The organism is Curtobacterium sp. L3-7 (genome assembly GCF_048756585.1).
GTDB lineage: Bacteria > Actinomycetota > Actinomycetes > Actinomycetales > Microbacteriaceae > Curtobacterium.
The window spans coordinates 970,109-986,166 of sequence record NZ_CP151474.1 but is presented as its reverse complement, the minus strand read 5'-3'; the positions used below and the strand labels follow the sequence as shown (position 1 = coordinate 986,166).

Sequence of the window (16,058 nt, the reverse complement as noted above, 5' to 3'; positions counted from 1 at the left end):
CGGACGTCCGGACTCGGGTGGACGTGGCAGGCACAATGGACCGATGGCCGAACCGCTCCTCCCCGGCGCGCGGCCCGGTCGTCCGCACCGCCCGCGGGCCCGCAGCGTCGCCCAGCACGACCTCCGCGACATCCGTGCCCGCCTCCGCGGCACGATCTACGAGCACGTCGAGCCGGACACCCGGTCGCGGCGCGAGCAGTACTCCGCGCAGCAGATCGTCGACTTCTGTCTCGACCTCGCCGAGGTGATGCTGGCCTCGGGCGCCGACACCCGCAGCGTCGAGATCGCCCTGGTGGCCGTCGCGACCAAGTGGAACCTCGCACCCCTCGAACTCGACTTCACGGGCAGCTCGGTCACGATCCAGTACGCACCGTCGGACGCGCCGATGCTCGTCAAGATGCGGACGATCCGCTCGGACGGCTCCGACCTGAACCGGCTCGCCTGGGCGAACCAGATCGTCGACGACGTCATCCACGACGAGCGGGACATGTCGTCGGCGGTGAGCGCGCTCGTCGCCGTGCTGCGGATGCCCTCCCGGTGGCCGATGTGGACCGCCGACGTCGGCCTGTCCATCCTGGGCACGTCGATCGCGATGCAGGCCGGCGGGGGCTGGCGCGCGGGCATCGGGGCGTTCGTGCTCATGCTCGGCATCATCGTCTCCGGGCGCTGGCTGACGGGCAGGGGCTACCCCCAGTTCTTCGTCTCCGGTGCGCAGGGGGCGGTGGCGTCCGTGATCGGCACCCTGGCGATCGGCATCGGGATCCTGCACCCGGCCGGCGCCGCGACGATGGTGGCGGCCCTGGTGGTGCTGCTCCTGCCCCACGTGTCGCTCGTCACATGGGCGCAGGACGCGATCTCCGGTTTCCGGGCGATGGCCGTCGCCCGCGCGTTCTACATCGGGCTGGTCATCGCGGCGATCGTGGTCGGGGTCCCGGCGGGCATCGCGCTGACGAAGTGGCTCCACCTCGAGGTCGACCCGTCCGGCATCGTCACCCAGGCCCTCCCGCTGTGGGCCTCGCTCGCGCTGACGGTCGTGTCGGCGGGTGCGAACTGCTTCGTGCAGCAGGCCAGCGCCCGGGTGATCCCGGTCGCGGTGGTGTTCTCGGTCGCGGCGGCTGCCTCGCTGTGGGGGCTGCGCCAGCTCGGGCTCCCGCTGCTCGGCGCGACGTTCATCGCCGCCGTGCTCCTCGGCGTCCTGTCCACGTACGCCGCCGTCCGGATGCGCACCGCGGTCGCGGCGATCGCGGTCCCGGCGTTCTGCGGCGCTCTCCTGCCAGGTGTCGCGGTGTCGAACGCGCTCCTGAACTTCATGTCGGGGTCGTCGAGCGCCGCGCTCGACTTCGTCGCCGCGGTCTCGGTCGCGCTCGGGATCGGCGCGGGGCTCGTGCTCGGCGGCCTGTTCGCGACCCCGGGGGCTCGGCGTGCGCTCCGGCGGACCCGGCGCGTGGTGGTGCACTCGGTGCACAACGACACGACGGCGATCCCGGTGCTGCGCGACACGGGCTACGACCCGGGCAACGGCTCGGTCCCCCGCGGTTCCCGCACGCGGTGACCCCGGTGACCGCGGCGGGCTAGATGTCCCAGCCGCCGTCCGACCACGTGGACAGCCGGCGCTGCGCCTGCGGCTCGTAGCGTTCCATCCAGCCGCGCTCCATCCGCGCGACCGCACGGTCGAACGCGGGCACCAGGTCGAGGTCGCTGCGCAGCAGGGCCTGCAGCTGGAGCCCCTCGTAGAGCGCGATGAGCTGCTCGGCGCCGCGGCGCGGGTCCATCGTGTGCGGGGCGCGGCCGACGGCGACGTCGTGCTCCAGCCCGCGCCGGATCTGCGAGGAGAAGAGCTGGTAGCGCGAGCGGAGGTACGTCGACATCGGGTGCGCCGGGTTGCCCGCGACGGACAACAGGGCGACGAGGAGCCGCATCAGGGCAGGGTCCTCGGCGTTCGAGGCGACGATCGCACGGAGGAGCTCGACCGTGCTTCCGTCACCGACCTCGCGTGTGACCTCGTCCATGCGGCCGCCGTTCCAGCGGTCGAGTGCGGCGAGCACGAGACCGTCCCACGACGGGAAGTGTTGACGGAGCTCGGCGACACTGATGTCCAGGCGCTCGGCGACGGCCTCGGGACGGGCCTCGTGGAACGGGACGTCGCGGAGCAGGTCCACGGTCGCGCCGACGATGGTGATCCGCAGGTGCAGGGTCGCTGCTGCGGCTGCAGCTGCCTGGGTGTCCGCGCTGGTGTCCTCGAGCATCGTGCCCTCCGTCTGCGGACGTCCTGTCCGCATGTCCATCCAAACGGATTCCGGGGTGCGACAGAATCCCCGTTCCGGGGGTCGGCATGATGGGGGACAGAATGTCCAGGTGCTGGCCGTCACGGACTCCTGGCGGGTTCCCGGCGAGCTGTGTGACGATGCCGGGATGACCCCGAACGACCCCACCGCACAGGGCTTGGCGACCATGGCCTCCGCCGGCTTCGAGTTCGGCGGCGACGCCGATCAGGTCGCCCACGACGTCCGGGCGATGTGGGAGCAGGTCGGTCGGCCGGACGGCGCGTTCGAGGCGGCGGCTCAGGCGATCGCGGTGCTGCCGCAGCGTCCGGAGGTGCCCGTCGCCGACCAGGCCCGTCGTCGCAAGCTCGAGCGGGCGTTCGGCATCAACCCGGTCGAGGTCGAGCTCGCGGCCGCACTGTCCGCGCGTGAGCTCCTCGAGCGCATGGCGAGGTCCTGCGGCGTCGCGAGCTGACCGGCCGGCGACTCGCCGGCTCGGCGCAGCTCGGCGCACAACCGAAAGCACCCCGCGCCACGCGAACAGGTGGTGCGGGGTGCTTCTGGTTGTGCGGGCGGCGGCCTCCGGGCCGGCCGAGCGCGGGCGCGCTACGGCGTCGGCATGCCGCCGTCGACGTGCAGCGTCTCGCCGACCACGTAGGACGACTCCCCGCTCGCGAGGAACACGTACGCAGGCGCGAGTTCGGCTGGCTGCCCCCAGCGCCCGAGGTACGTCTGCTCACCCGCGGTCGGCAGGGCCTCCGGCGGCTGCCCACCTGCGGGCTGCAGCGGCGTCCAGATCGGGCCCGGCGCGACCGCGTTCACGCGGATGCCCTTGGGCGCGAGCTGCGCCGCGAGGCCCTTCGCCAGGTTGTTCACGGTCGACTTGGTCGCCGCGTAGTGCACCAGGTGCGGCGACGGCGCGTAGGCCTGGATCGAGGTCGTGTTGATGATCGTCGACCCCGGCTGCAGGTGCGGCACGGCGGCCTTGGTGATCCGGAACGTGGCGTAGACGTTCGTCTTGAAGGTCTCGTCGAACTCCTCGTCCGAGATGTCCTCGATCGAGGACACGTTCTGCTGCTTGCCGGCGTTGTTCACGAGGATGTCGAGCCCACCGAGCTCCTGCACGGCGGTCGCGACGAGCTCCTCGCAGAACGCGAGCGACGTGATGTCACCCGGGATCGCGACGGCCTTGCGGCCGGCTGCCTCGATGAGCGAGACGATCCGGTCGGCGTCCTCCTGCTCCTCCGGCAGGTAGCCGATCGCGACGTCGGCACCCTCGCGGGCGTAGGCGATCGCGACCGCCGCGCCGATCCCGGAGTCGCCGCCGGTGACGAGCGCCTTCCGGCCCTGCAGGCGCCCGGAGCCGCGGTACGTCTCCTCGCCGTGGTCGGCCGGGACGTTCTTCGCCATCTCCTCGTCGGTGCCAGCACCCTCGAGGTACTGCTCGTCGGGACGCTTGTCGGCGTAGAGCTTCGTCGGGTCCTGCATCGTGTACTGGTCGATCTGCTGGTCCGTCATGCCGTCGACGGTACGCAGGCCGCCGTCAGGACCGCTCCAGGAGGCTGTCCCCCGATGCGCGCAGCGGCCAGGCCTGCGGGTGCTCGCCGGACGGGAGGCCCGGTGCGGCCCCGGTGGTCGACCTACGCCGGGTGGGCGGCGAGGAACGCGTCGGTCTCGGCCCGGGTGGGCGCGGTCGCGGGACCGAGGCGCGAGACGGCGATCGCCGCCGCGGCGTTGGCACGCCGCACGGCGTCGAGGAGCGGCTCACCACGGGACAGCGCCGCGACCAGGACGCCACCGTGGGCGTCGCCGGCTCCGTTCGTGTCCACGGCAGCGACCGTGAACCCCGGCACCAGGACGGGCCCGTCTGGGAGCGAATCGTCCGCGATCCAGCACCCGGCCCCGCCGTCACGCACCAGCACCGCGCCCCGCGCGACCGCGGCCATGGCGGTGATCGCCTGCCGGAGGTCGGCCGACCCCGGGGACATGAGCCGGGCCTCCCGGGCGTTCGTGGACAGGACGTCGGTACGCGCCGTCACGGGCGCGACCACCTGCGGGTCCAGCGTCGCGACGAGTGGCGACGGGTCGAACACGACCCGTACCGATGCCGGGATCGACGTGATCCAGGACGCGATCGCACGCCCGTTCACCGGGTGGGCGAGCCCGTACCCGGACACGAACAGGGTGTCGTCGTCCCGGAGCTCGACGCGGTCCAGCTCGGCGGTCCCGAGACGTCCCTCCGCGCCGACGCTCGTGACGAAGGTGCGCTCGGTCGAGGCGTCCACCAGCGCGACGCAGTACCCGCTGTCCTCGTCGGGAACCCCGGGCTGCAGGACCTCGACGTCGGCGGCGGCGAGCGCGGCGCGGACCACGTCACCGAACGGGCCGGTGCCGTACTGCCCGGCGAACACGACCTCGAGGCCGTCACGCCGAGCGGCGACCATCGTGTTCAGGCCGCCACCGGCGGTGATGTCCGACGACGACGCGATCACGTCGCCACCGGGCTCCGGCAGTTCCCCGACGCGCATCACGATGTCGACGATGACGTTGCCGACGGAGACGAGCCGCGGCATCAGGCGTGCTCCGTCACGTGCATCGGCGCGGACTCGTCGACCGGCTCGTGGAGCACGCCCTTCGGGCCGCCCGTGAGCACGTACACGGCTGCGGCGACGAAGAAGGTGACGATCCAGCCGAGTCCGTTGGCGCCGATCCAGGTGCTCGAGAACGCGCCGACGAACACCGGGTCCGCGTCGCCGACCTGCACGCTCGTGAACAGGAAGCCGACGACGATCGCGACGGCCCACGCGATGACGGCACGCCACGCGATGCCGCCCGAGTACCAGTACCGACCGCCGGCGCGGAGGTCGAGCAGGGCCACCGGGTCGTACCAGGTGCGACGGAGGATGTCGGCGATGAAGACGCCGAGCCACGCCGTGATCGGCACGGCGAGCACCGAGATGAAGGTGATGAACGGCGCGTAGAAGCCGTCCGCGACGAGCATGAAGTACATCGCGCCGAGGAACGTGACCACGACGTCGACGGTGACCGCCCAGACCCGGGGGACCTTGATACCGAGCGTGAGCGTCGTGAGGCTCGCCGAGTACACGGACAGGTGGTTCGAGAGGAGCAGCCCGCCGAACGCCGCGATGAGGTACGGCACCGCCATCCAGCCGGGCAGCAGGTCACGGATCGCGGCGACGGGGTCGCCCGCCTGCGCCAGCGTCGGGTCGCCTGCGGAGACCAGCGCGCCCAGGCCGACGAGCACGACGAGCGGGATGCCGGCGCCGGCTGCGCTCGCGCTGACCAGCTTGGCCGCGCGGACGCTCGTCTTCGAGTAGCGGGCGATGTCCGCACCGGCGGTCGCCCACCCGATGCCGGTGCCGGCGGCGATGGTCCCGATGCCGATCACCATCGCTGCGACGGGCCCGGCGGGGGCGCTGCCGACGACGTGCCAGTCCACGCGGACGACCAGGAACACGGCGACGAAGACGTTCAGCGCGCCGAAGACCCACGTGGCCCACTTCTGCACGGCGACGATGAAGGCGTGTCCAAGGCCGGAGATGAGCACGGTCGCGACGACGAAGACCAGGATCGCGACGATCGTCAGGACCGGGTTGTGCTTGGCGTCCCCGTCCGTGCCGAAGAGGATCGTGAACAGCGACAGCAGCACGAAGGCCGCGGTCGTGGTGTTCACCGTCTCCCAGCCCAGGCGGGACAGCAGCGAGACGAACGTCGGGCCGATGTTGCCGCGGACGCCGAAGACCGCGCGGCTCAGGGTCAGGCCGGGTGCGCCACCACGGCGCCCGGCGATCGAGATCACACCGACCACGGCGAACGACCCCGCGGCACCGATCACGGCGACGAGGAGCGCCTGCCAGATGTTCAGGTGCTGGAACGCCACCAGGGTCGCGCCGAGGGGCAGACCGAGGATGGAGATGTTGGCGGCGAACCACACCCAGAACAGCGCGCCGGCGTTCCCGGTGCGCTCGGCGGCGGGCACCGGTTCGATGCCGCGCTGCTCGATGCTGGTGAGGGTTCCCGAGCTCGGGGTGTCTGCCATGGTTCCTCTTACGTCGTCGGAAGGGCGTGGGGTGGGACCGGGCGGTGGCTCGTGGGGGATGCCACCGACCGGGGGCTAGGAGGTGCTGCTCGCGGTGCGGGCGCGGTCCACGCGCTCCACGCGGCTCGCGCGGAGCTGCAGCAGGGGGGTCACGACGTCGGCGAAGCGGATGTCGTTGACGGACTCGACCTGGTCGACGGTCTCCGGCGACCACGCGCCGGCACCGTGCACGGCGCCGAGCACCGCGCCGGCCATCGCGGCGATCGTGTCGGTGTCGCCACCGATGCTCGCGGCGGTGCAGAGCGTCTCCCACGGGTCGAGGTCGAGCGACACGAGGGCGCCTGCGGCGACGACGGACTCCTGACTGGCGACGCTCGTGCCGATCACGCCGTCGATGGCGGCGATCCGGTCGGACGACGGCACGGTCGGGAGCCACTCCCGCGCCCAAGCGGTCTTGTCGGCGATCGACGCCCCGGCGATCCAGTGGCCCCGTCGCTCCCCGATCCGGGCGGCGGCGACCGCGACGTCCAGCGCCTCGGCACGCGACGCTCCGTCGATGCCGGCACTGACGGCAGCGGCGATCGCGGCCGCGCCGCCGATGCCGAGCCCGGTGTCGTGGGTGACGCGGGAGGCGTCCTGCACGGCGTCGACGAGCGCGTCGAGGTCGTCAGCGGTCGTGGTGATGCCGACCGGCGTGATCCGCATCGCTGCACCGTTGGTGGTGCCCGTGGAACCGGCTTCGGACGCAGGGACACCGTCGAGGATCCGCTGCACCGCGGTCTTCGTGCTCGGGCCGAGCAGGTCGAGGGACCCCTTCGCTGCCATCCCGCGCTCCCAGTCGATGAGCGCCTCGGCGAACCGGGTCGGGTCGAGCCTTCCGCCGCCCTCGACGAGCAGCCGTGCGACGAGCACGGCCTGCTCGGTGTCGTCGGTGATGCTCGCAGCGGGCATGCCGTGCGCGATGCGCTGCCGGGGGCCGGCGTCGACGAACCCGGTGATGCGGCCGTGGTCCTCGCGGATCTCCCCGAGGGACATCGACTGCGTCGGCATGCCGAGGGCGTCACCGATCGCGAGGCCCCGGAAGGCGGCGAGCGCGTGGTCGGCGGTGGTCGTGCGGGTCATCGGGGGTCTCCTTGTCCGAAGCGCATGTGGATGCGGAAGCGCTCGGGGTCGAGCAGGCTGTCGACGGCCTCGACGAAGGCACCGCCCGCGGTGCGGGAGACCCGACGGCTGTGCAGGAAGGGGGTACCGGGGGTGCGGTCGAGCACCGCGGCCTCGGCGTCGTCGAGCGGGCGGACGTCGATCCACTGCTCCGCTCGCGCCGGGACGAGGCCGGCCGCCTCGATCGTCGCGCTCAACGACCCGTCCACGAGTCCGTCCTCGACCGCACGGTCGAGCCGGCCGATGCGCGGCACGACGCTGCGCTCGTAGGAGACGTGCGGACCGTCGACCACGGAGCGCACCCGGTCCACGGCGACGAAGGCCGGTTCGGCGTCGACCAGGCTCGCGAGTTCGGCGTCCTCGATGCGTTCGATCCGCAGCGTGGAGGCCCGGACCTCGGTGCCGCTCCCGGCGATGGACCGTGCCCACCCGGCACGCGGGTCGAGCGCAGCACCGTCGAAGGTGACGACCGAACCGATGCCGCCGTGGGTGGCGATGTACTCGTCGTCGGCGAGGTCGGCGAGCGCTGCACGGACGGTGCCGCGGCTGACCGCGAAGCGCTCGGCGAGGTCGTGCTCCCCCGGGAGTCGCTCGCCGGAGACGTACCGGCCCGTCGCGATCGCGTCGCGGAGGGCGTCGGCGACGAGGCGTCGCTTCGATGAGACGGGCATGACGGCGATGGTACATGTACAAGACCTGTCCAGTCCATCCGAAGGTCACGGTCCGGTTTCGGCCAGGCCCCGATTCGGTAACACACGTCGTGCAACGAGCCCGTCGGCCCTACCGTCGAGTGGTGACCACACGGACCCTGCTCGCGACCGGCGCCGTCGTGCTCGCCCTCGTGGCCGGCACCACGAGCGTCGATCTGACGACCGGTGCGGCCGCTGACGACCGGGCCGCAGCAGCAGAGGTGACACCGGCGACCACGCCGTCCCCGGTCTCGAACGCCAAGCTGAAGCGTGTCGATGGACTCGAACTGGGCGCCGAGTCCATCACGCTCCGCCGTGGGGACCGCACCGTCGCCGTCGCGTCGATGCGGAACGGCTCCGCGACCGTCGAGCTCTTCGACCGCCTGTTCGGCACCCCGTCCCGCACCCTCACCGCGGAGGGTGACGGGGGACGATGCCTGCCGGCGGGGACGACCTACACGTGGGGTGGGTCGCTCCGCGTCGCCGCACTGTCCGATCCGTCCGACCTCGGCAACTCGCTCGAGGTCCGCGTGCTCCGCGACGAGGTCCGTTCGCGCACGGGCGGCATCGTCGAGCTGAGCGGACCGGACGGCGTCCAGGTCGGCGACGACGTGTCGGACCTGATCGACGACGCCCCGAAGCGCGACCGCGAGTCCCTGGGGTCCGGGGACTCCGAAGCCTGGCAGCTGCTCCTCGCCGAGGGATGGGCTTCCGACCATCCGAGCGCGGGGACGAACGGCGTCTCGGCGTTGACCGACGGCACCACCGTGACCGTGATCGGGTCGCCGATGCCGGTCAACGCGACGAGGAGCTGCTGACCCGCCGGGTCACATCCGGATCGTCGCGACCACCGGGAAGTGGTCACTCGCGAACCAGGTCTCCGGACCGTCGTGGTCGATCACGACGCGGTCCACCCCGGCCACGTCCTTCGTCAGGACCCAGTCGATCCGTTCCCCCGACTCCACCGGTGGCAGCCAGTCGTTGAACGTCGCGGTGCGGTCGTCCAGGTCCCCCGCGACCGTCCACGCGTCGACGTACCCACCGTCGGCGAAGACGCGCGACGCCGTTCCCGCGCCGGCCGGTTCGTTGCAGTCCCCCGCGACGACGACGGGACCGTCCACACCCGCGAGCCGCTCGACGATGAGCGCCGCACTCTTGCCGCGGACCGCGTCCCCGTGCTCGTTCGCCTCGTGGTCCAGGTGCGTGGTCAGCAGGGTGAACGCTGCCCCGTCGACGTCCAGGAAGCGGACGTGGTTCGCGATGCGCGGGAACAGGCTGCCCCACGTGTTCGACACCGGCTCGTCCGGGGTGTCCGACAGCCAGAACGATCCGTCCTCGATCGGGCGGAGGCGGTCGTGTCGGAAGAAGACCGCGGCGTGCTCCCCCGCACTGCCGCCCTCGCGCCCCTGTCCGACGGCCGTGTAGCCGCCGAGCCCCTGCCGGAGGTCGTCCATCTGGTGGTCGAAGGCCTCTTGCACGCACAGGACGTCCGGGTCGTGGCGCCGCACGATGTCGAGCAGGACGGGGAGCCTGGCCGGCCAGTCGTGCGCCGGATCGGGGTTCTTGATGTTGTAGGTCATCAGGGTGATCGGACGCGATGCGTTGTCCACACCCTCGAACCTAGTAGATGCAGGCGTCCGCCGAGCCGTAGCTGTGCACGGCGGTGGACGTCGGGCTCGGCTCGGACGACGATCCCGAGTCCGACGAGCCCGAGTCCGACGACGCCTGGTCCGACGGGGACGCCGCGTCCGACGGCGCCGCCGGGTCGGCCGGCTGCTCGGCCGCGACCGCCGTCTTGCCGTCCGTGCCGAGGACGAGCGTCACGCCCTGCACCGAGGAGGTCTGCACGGCGACCGCGCCGGGGACCGCGGCGGCGACGGCCTTGGCCTGCGCTTCCATGCCAGCGGGGTACTGCACCATCGTCGTCGCGGTGGTGTCCGACGATCCCGGTGCGCCGACCTGGAACGACCGCCCGGCGAGCACCGTGGCGGCGGCACCTGCCGCACCCGTCACGCCGCTGCCGTTGAGCACGGTCACCGCGACGCTCGCCGGGTCGGCCGCCGTGGCCTTCGTGTAGGCCTCCGGCTGTCCGACGAGGCTCTGGACGAACGCGGGCATGCCTGCGGTGTCGACCTCCACGATCGACAAAGCGGAGCCGCCGACGTAGATCGTGGGGGTGCCGAGGATCGGGATCGTCGCCGACTTGATGTTCGCCGGCCGCAGGTTCCGCAGCTGGGTGGCGAGCGAGAGCATGTCGAGCCCCTGGTCGGTCTCGATGGACCCGCCGATGGCGTCGATGACGTTCGTCGTCTTCACGGGGTTGAGCAGGGTGCCCGCCGACAGGATCTTCCGCGCTTCCTGCGACAGGAAGTACTGCTGACGGACCTGGCGGTCGAGGTCGCCGTTCGGCAGTCCGTGCCGCTGCCGCACGAACGACAGCGCCTGCTTGGCATCGAGCTCGGACGTGCCTGCTGGCAGGTCGACGCCCGAGTAGCTGTCCTTGGCCGGCTCCTTGAGACAGACCGAGACCGGTCCCAGTTGCTTGACGATCTCGTAGAACCCGAGGAGGGAGACGCGCACGTAGTGGTCGATCGACAGCCCGCTGAGCCCCTCGATCGTCTTGATGAGCAGCTGTGCGCCGCCGGAGGGACCGCCGCCGTTGAGGGTGCCGTAGTAGAAGGCGCTGTTGAGCTTGCCCTTGCCGACGCCGGGGATCGCGACGTAGGAGTCGCGCGGGAACGAGATCATCGTCGCGTCCTTGCCGTCCGCGGAGATGTGCAACACGATCATCGTGTCGGTGTTCGTCGCTCCGCCGTCCGACTCGGTGCTGAGTTCCGCCATCTGCTCGGGTGTGGCGTTGTCCGGCCGGTGGTCGTCCCCGACCAGCAGGATGTTCATCGCCTTGCCGTCGACGTCGTCCTTCTTGTCCGTCGAACCGGTGATCGCGTCGACCTTGGTGACGCTGGACGCCAGGCGGTTGTACGCGTACGCCGCGTAGCCGCCGCCGAGCAGCAGGGCCATCGTGAGCACGCCGGCGACGGCGGGCAGCACCACGCCGAAACCGCGTTTCTGGCGGCCGTGCCGGGGCGGCACGGCGCCGCGTCCGCGGCGCACAGTCGTCTCATCGGGTTGCGAACTCACGTGAGCACGATAGCGGCGGACCGTGAGCCGAGCATGAAACCGCCCTGCAAAACGGCCTGGAGGCCCGTGGCACGCCCGCCACGGACCTCCGGACCGACTCCGGGTCGCCGCGTCACTCCGGACGCAACGAGGCCTTGTTGGTCTCGCGGGCCCGCAGGACCGCGATGCCGCTGATCAGCGCGGCGGCCATCACGTAGAAGGCCGGTGCGAACGTGTTGCCCGTGGAGGCGATCAGCCAGGTGGCGAAGTACGGGGTGATCCCACCGAAGACCGCCACGCTGATGTTGTAGGCGATGCCCATCGAGCCGTAGCGGATGTTCGTCGGGAAGAGCTCGGCCATCGCGGCGCTCACGGCACCGTCGAACGCGGCCATGAACAGCCCGAGGAGCATCATCGCCCCGGCCGCCGCCCAGAAGTTGCCGGCGTTCATGAGCATGAGCGTCGGGTAGGTCAGCACGACGAACCCTGCGCAACCGGCCAGCATGACGGGCTTCCGGCCGATCCTGTCCGACAGCAGCCCGAAGAACGGCACCAGGGCGGCGATCACGATGAACCCGAGGACGACGGCGCCGTAGGACACCAGCGGCGAGTACCCGAGGTCGGTCTGCAGGTAGGACGGCATGAACGTCTGCAGGATCCAGTGTCCGACGGCCTTGATCACGACGAACCCGACGCAGAACAGCAGCGCCTTCCACGAGCTGCGGATCGAGCGGCGCAGCGGGTTGGCGGCGACCTCCCCCTTCGCCTTGAGCGCCCGGAACTCCGGGGTGTCCTCGAGCTTCGTGCGGAGGTAGAGCCCGACGAGGCCGAGCGGCACGGCGATGAGGAACAGGACGCGCCACCCCCACGACCCGAGTGCTTCCCCGCCGGCGATCGCGGTGAACAGGAACACCAGGCCGCCCCCGACGATGAACGCCATGAACCCGAAGACGTCGATGAAGCTCGTGACGAACCCGCGCCGGTTCGACGGGGCGTACTCCGCCAGCAACGTGGTCGCCCCCGCTCCCTCGCCACCGGCCGCGAAGCCCTGCACGAGTCGCACGATGACGAGCAGCAGCGGTGCCCACAGTCCGACGTTCTCGTACGTCGGCAGGATGCCCATCAGCGCGGTCGCGCCGCTCGTGATGAGGATCACCGTGGCGAGCGTCGTCTTGCGGCCGACCCGGTCGCCGAGCGATCCCCAGAAGAGCCCGCCGAGCGGACGCATCACGAACCCGGCGCCGAACACGGCGAACGCCGACAGCAGCGCGACCTGCGGGTCACCCTGCTTGAAGAAGTGCACGGAGATGACCGTCGCGAGCGTGCCGTAGAGGCCGAAGTCGAACCACTCGACGAAGTGGCCGACACCGGCGGCGACGATGACCTTCCGCATGCCGGTGCGACGAGCGTCGTCACCCAGCGCGGCGTTCAGATCTGGGGTGGTGGCAGCGTCCGGCGTTGCAGGCGCTCGGGTTACGTCGCTCATGTGGGGACCTCACACTTCGTTGTCGAGAGTTGCTTGACCATAGCATCGGCCGGGCACACTTTGCCACATAGTGGGAAAGAAACTCCAATGGGTGATACGTTCGCTGCCATGCAGTCCCGGAACCAGCACCACGACGTCGTGGTCGTCGGCGGCGGTCTCGCCGGTGTGAGCGCCGCCGTCGCCGCCGCCCGCCTCGGCTCCAGCGTCGCCCTCGTCACCAACCGTCCCGTCCTCGGCGGGAACTCATCGAGCGAGATCCGCGTGTGGGTCGTCGGCGCCACCGCCCACGGCACGCAGCGGTTCGCCCGCGAGACCGGCATCATGGGTGAGCTGTTCCTCGAGAACCAGTACCGGAACCCGCAGGGCAACGCGATCTACTGGGACCAGGTCGTGCTCGACCTCGTCCGCGCCGAGCCGAACGTGCACCTGCACCTCAACACCGACGTCCGCACGGTCACGACGTCCGACGACGACGGGGCGCGCCGGATCACGAGCGTCACCGGGTGGACGATGGGCAGCGAGATCGAGACGACCTTCACCGCGCCGGTCTTCCTCGACTGCACGGGCGACGGGCTCGTCGGTGCCCTCGCCGGCGCCCAGTACCGCATCGGCCGCGAAGGGCGCGACGAGTACGGCGAGGACTGGGCACCGGAGCAGGCCGACGACGAGCTCCTCGGCAGCTCGATCTTCTTCTCCACGCACGACACCGGCAAGCCCGAGAAGTTCGTCGCACCGTCCATCGCAGTCGACCTGTCGACGACCCCGATCCTCGTGAACCGCGCCATCAAGACGGGCGACAACGGCTGCAACTACTGGTGGATCGAGTGGGGCGGCGAGCTCGACACCGTGACCGACAACGAACACATCCGCGACGAACTCTGGGGTGTCGTCTACGGCATCTGGGACCACATCAAGAACTCCGGGCAGTTCGACGCCGACACCCTGACGCTCGACTGGGTCGGCGCGATCCCCGGCAAGCGCGAGTACCGGCGGTTCGTGGGCGATCACACCCTCACGCAGCACGACCTGCTGTCGCAGCGGACCTTCCCCGACACCGTCGCGTTCGGCGGCTGGTCGATCGACCTGCACCCCGTCGAGGGTGTCTACGCGGAGACGGCCGGCGCCCAGCAGCGCTACACCGACGGCACGTACGACATCCCGTTCCGCTCCCTCTACTCGGCGAACGTCGCGAACCTGCTCTTCGCCGGCCGGAACATCTCCGCGTCGCACATCGCCTTCGGGTCGACGCGGGTGATGGCCACGTGCTCCGCCCAGGGACAGGCCGCCGGGACCGCCGCACACCTCGTCGCTCGGCATCAGCTGACGCCGCGGGAGCTCGGCACCGACCACGTCGCGATGCTCCAGCAGACGCTCCTCCGCGAGGACGCCCCGCTCATCGGCGTCCGGGCGATCGACGGCGCCGACCTGGCACGCAGCGCTCGCGTCTCGGCGAGCTCGGAGCTGACCACGATCGACACCACGCCCTGGCTCAGCGAGGAGACCTTCGCCCTCGACCGGGACGCCGCGATCGTCCTCCCGGTGGACCCGACGCTCGGCACGATCGCCATCCGCACCGCAGCCGACCACGCCACCGACCTGACCGTCGAGCTCTGGACCACCGGCAAGCCACAGAACTACGCCCCGATCGTCCACGTCGCCACGCATGCGGCGCACGTGCCCGCCGGTGTCGGCGACGCGGTGGTCGACCTCGCGTTCACGCCGGACGAGCCGTGCAACGCGGTCGTCGTCGTCCGGGCAGCCCCCGGCGTCCGCCTCTTCCGGACGACCGCACACCCGTACGGCGTGATGGCGCTCCGTGCCCGATCCGCAGAGGACGCGGCGTTCGACGAGCACATCCCCGAGGAGGCCGACCAACCGGTCACCGACTGGGAGGCCCGCGCCCTGCGCGGGACCGGCTTCGCGTTCAGCGTGAGCGGCGAGACGGACGCGTGGCGAGCCTCCAGGGTGGTGGACGGCTACCAGCGTCCCTTCGGCGGGCCGCACATGTGGTCGTCCGACGCTGTCGGTACGGCAGCGCTGACGCTCGACTGGGCGGAGCCCGTCGACGTCCACCAGGTCCGCATCGTCTGGAACGACGACGTCGACGCGGACCTCATCAACCTGCACCACCACCGCACGCACTGGGACGCCGTCCCGGAGCTCGCTCGCGACTACCGGGTCGAGGCGTGCGTCGACGGCGGCTGGCGCACGGTGGCGGAGGTGGAGGGCAACCGCCGACGGCACCGCGTCCACGACGTCGAGCCGGTCCGCACGTCGTCGCTGCGCGTCGTCGTGACCGCGACCAACGGTTCGCCGTTCGTCACGGCGAGCGCCGTGAAGGTGTCCTGACCGGCACGATCCTGACAGGCGGCGCGGGGTGCCCGTCCGACCAGCAGAATGGGCACATGGCCACCACCCCTCCGAACCAGAGCATCGAACGCGCCGCGGCGGTCCTCGGTGCGCTCGGCGCCTCCGAGAACGGGAGTGTCCGAGCGTCGGACATCGCCAGGGCCATCGGGCTCGGGACCTCGACGACCGGTCGGCTCCTCGCGACGCTGGAGTCGCTCGAGTACGTGCGCCGCGACCCGGAGACGCAGGGCTACTCGGTCGGGCGGGCCGTGCTCGAACTCGCCAGCCAGGGCCTGAACCACAACCCGGTCCACCGCGAGTCCCGTGCAGCAGCGCAGGAGCTCGCGCACCGCATCGGCCTGACCGCCAACGTCGGCGTCCTCGACGACGCGTGGGCGATCTACCTCTGTCACTTCGAGGGATCGCTCGCGCCGAAGTCGCACACGATGATCGGCATGCGGCAACCCCTGCACGCGTCGGCGCTCGGCAAGGCCCTGATGCTCGACCTGACCGAAGTGCAGCGACGGGCACTGCTCCCGGAGCTCCCCCGCTACACCGACCACACCATCACGACGCACGACGCCCTGACCGCGGACCTCGCGGCGTCGGCGTCGCGCGGGTGGTGCGTCGAGAACCAGGAACTCGCGCTCGGTCGGTTCTGCATCGCGGCGCCGATCCGGAACGCCTCCGGTCGGATCGCCGCAGCGCTGTCGATCTCCGGCCGGGTCACGCAGCTCCGCGACCGCGACATGGACTCCCTCGCCGAGGACCTCATCGAGGTGGCCGACCGGATCAGTGTCGGGCTGGGGATGATCAGCGCCGTCGCACACTGACCGCAAACTTGTCGACACACGTTCAGGCAACTGGCGCACGTTGTATACCGAACTCGGTTCGGATGGTGTCGGGCGAACCGCCCCTCACCGTTCGAAGGA

14 protein-coding genes are annotated in these 16,058 nt (G+C 71.2%); 5 read left to right on the top strand and 9 right to left on the bottom strand.

What is annotated here, in order from left to right; all coding sequences use genetic code 11:
- Positions 1-43: 43 nt before the first annotated feature.
- Positions 44-1,552 (top strand): threonine/serine ThrE exporter family protein, encoded by a 1,509-nt coding sequence (locus tag AAEP80_RS04990; RefSeq protein ID WP_281266602.1) that lies wholly within the window; start codon positions 44-46, stop codon positions 1,550-1,552.
- A gap of 19 nt (positions 1,553-1,571) precedes the next feature.
- On the opposite strand, the gene AAEP80_RS04985 is transcribed toward AAEP80_RS04990, so the two are convergent.
- Positions 1,572-2,279, bottom strand: coding sequence for a TetR/AcrR family transcriptional regulator (locus tag AAEP80_RS04985; protein ID WP_420366197.1), 708 nt, complete (start codon positions 2,277-2,279; stop codon positions 1,572-1,574).
- Positions 2,280-2,412: 133 nt separating this feature from the next.
- On the opposite strand from AAEP80_RS04985, the gene AAEP80_RS04980 reads away from it, so the two are divergent.
- A complete protein-coding gene (locus AAEP80_RS04980) occupies positions 2,413-2,736 on the top strand; it encodes a hypothetical protein (protein ID WP_420366196.1) in 324 nt (107 codons plus the stop codon).
- 131 nt (positions 2,737-2,867) lie between these two features.
- Here AAEP80_RS04980 and AAEP80_RS04975 read toward each other — a convergent pair whose 3' ends face one another.
- The 5 genes from AAEP80_RS04975 to AAEP80_RS04955 form a co-directional block, all read right to left on the bottom strand.
- Positions 2,868-3,779, bottom strand: a complete 912-nt coding sequence (locus AAEP80_RS04975) for an SDR family oxidoreductase (protein WP_413600184.1) — start codon at positions 3,777-3,779, stop codon at positions 2,868-2,870.
- 122 nt (positions 3,780-3,901) lie between these two features.
- Complete coding sequence (locus AAEP80_RS04970) at positions 3,902-4,834, bottom strand: PfkB family carbohydrate kinase (protein WP_420366195.1); 933 nt, start codon at positions 4,832-4,834, stop codon at positions 3,902-3,904.
- Complete coding sequence (locus AAEP80_RS04965) at positions 4,834-6,321, bottom strand: purine-cytosine permease family protein (protein ID WP_281266597.1); 1,488 nt, start codon at positions 6,319-6,321, stop codon at positions 4,834-4,836. Before AAEP80_RS04965 ends, AAEP80_RS04970 begins: the two co-directional genes overlap by 1 nt.
- A gap of 75 nt (positions 6,322-6,396) precedes the next feature.
- Positions 6,397-7,443, bottom strand: coding sequence for an ADP-ribosylglycohydrolase family protein (locus AAEP80_RS04960; RefSeq protein WP_420366194.1), 1,047 nt, complete (start codon positions 7,441-7,443; stop codon positions 6,397-6,399).
- Positions 7,440-8,153, bottom strand: a complete 714-nt coding sequence (locus AAEP80_RS04955; protein ID WP_402727837.1) for a GntR family transcriptional regulator — start codon at positions 8,151-8,153, stop codon at positions 7,440-7,442. The genes AAEP80_RS04960 and AAEP80_RS04955 overlap by 4 nt, the downstream gene beginning before the upstream one ends.
- Before the next feature lie 122 nt (positions 8,154-8,275).
- Between AAEP80_RS04955 and AAEP80_RS04950 the strand changes: the two genes are divergently transcribed.
- Positions 8,276-8,989, top strand: coding sequence for a hypothetical protein (locus tag AAEP80_RS04950; RefSeq protein ID WP_420366193.1), 714 nt, complete (start codon positions 8,276-8,278; stop codon positions 8,987-8,989).
- A gap of 9 nt (positions 8,990-8,998) precedes the next feature.
- On the opposite strand, the gene AAEP80_RS04945 is transcribed toward AAEP80_RS04950, so the two are convergent.
- The 3 genes from AAEP80_RS04945 to AAEP80_RS04935 all read right to left on the bottom strand — a co-directional run bounded on the left by AAEP80_RS04945 (position 8,999) and on the right by AAEP80_RS04935 (position 12,777).
- Positions 8,999-9,781, bottom strand: a complete 783-nt coding sequence (locus AAEP80_RS04945) for an endonuclease/exonuclease/phosphatase family protein (protein ID WP_420366192.1) — start codon at positions 9,779-9,781, stop codon at positions 8,999-9,001.
- A gap of 10 nt (positions 9,782-9,791) precedes the next feature.
- On the bottom strand, positions 9,792-11,312 hold the full coding sequence (locus AAEP80_RS04940; protein ID WP_420366191.1) for an LCP family protein: 1,521 nt from the start codon (positions 11,310-11,312) through the stop codon (positions 9,792-9,794).
- A 112-nt stretch (positions 11,313-11,424) separates the two neighbouring features.
- The gene (locus AAEP80_RS04935) at positions 11,425-12,777 is read right to left on the bottom strand and encodes an MFS transporter (RefSeq protein ID WP_420366190.1); all 1,353 of its coding nucleotides are present in this window, start codon (positions 12,775-12,777) and stop codon (positions 11,425-11,427) included.
- Positions 12,778-12,885: 108 nt separating this feature from the next.
- Here AAEP80_RS04935 and AAEP80_RS04930 point away from each other — a divergent pair, with 108 nt between their 5' ends.
- Together AAEP80_RS04930 and AAEP80_RS04925 are read left to right on the top strand one after the other, a co-directional pair.
- Positions 12,886-15,126, top strand: a complete 2,241-nt coding sequence (locus AAEP80_RS04930) for an FAD-dependent oxidoreductase (RefSeq protein ID WP_420366189.1) — start codon at positions 12,886-12,888, stop codon at positions 15,124-15,126.
- Between the two features lie 56 nt (positions 15,127-15,182).
- Entirely contained in the window at positions 15,183-15,959 is a 777-nt protein-coding gene (locus AAEP80_RS04925; RefSeq protein WP_420366188.1) for an IclR family transcriptional regulator, read from the top strand.
- Positions 15,960-16,058: the final 99 nt, after the last annotated feature.

Bases quoted from the DNA above. Each gene is read 5' to 3' on its own strand.
- AAEP80_RS04985 (WP_420366197.1), bottom strand. From the start codon at position 2,279: ATGCGGACAGGACGTCCGCAGACGGAGGGCACGATGCTCGAGGACACC.
- AAEP80_RS04965 (WP_281266597.1), bottom strand. From the start codon at position 6,321: ATGGCAGACACCCCGAGCTCGGGAACCCTCACCAGCATCGAGCAGCGC.
- AAEP80_RS04975 (WP_413600184.1), bottom strand. From the start codon at position 3,779: ATGACGGACCAGCAGATCGACCAGTACACGATGCAGGACCCGACGAAG.
- AAEP80_RS04925 (WP_420366188.1), top strand. From the start codon at position 15,183: ATGGCCACCACCCCTCCGAACCAGAGCATCGAACGCGCCGCGGCGGTC.
- AAEP80_RS04960 (WP_420366194.1), bottom strand. From the start codon at position 7,443: ATGACCCGCACGACCACCGCCGACCACGCGCTCGCCGCCTTCCGGGGC.
- AAEP80_RS04970 (WP_420366195.1), bottom strand. From the start codon at position 4,834: ATGCCGCGGCTCGTCTCCGTCGGCAACGTCATCGTCGACATCGTGATG.
- AAEP80_RS04955 (WP_402727837.1), bottom strand. From the start codon at position 8,153: ATGCCCGTCTCATCGAAGCGACGCCTCGTCGCCGACGCCCTCCGCGAC.
- AAEP80_RS04980 (WP_420366196.1), top strand. From the start codon at position 2,413: ATGACCCCGAACGACCCCACCGCACAGGGCTTGGCGACCATGGCCTCC.
- AAEP80_RS04990 (WP_281266602.1), top strand. From the start codon at position 44: ATGGCCGAACCGCTCCTCCCCGGCGCGCGGCCCGGTCGTCCGCACCGC.
- AAEP80_RS04935 (WP_420366190.1), bottom strand. From the start codon at position 12,777: ATGAGCGACGTAACCCGAGCGCCTGCAACGCCGGACGCTGCCACCACC.
- AAEP80_RS04930 (WP_420366189.1), top strand. From the start codon at position 12,886: ATGCAGTCCCGGAACCAGCACCACGACGTCGTGGTCGTCGGCGGCGGT.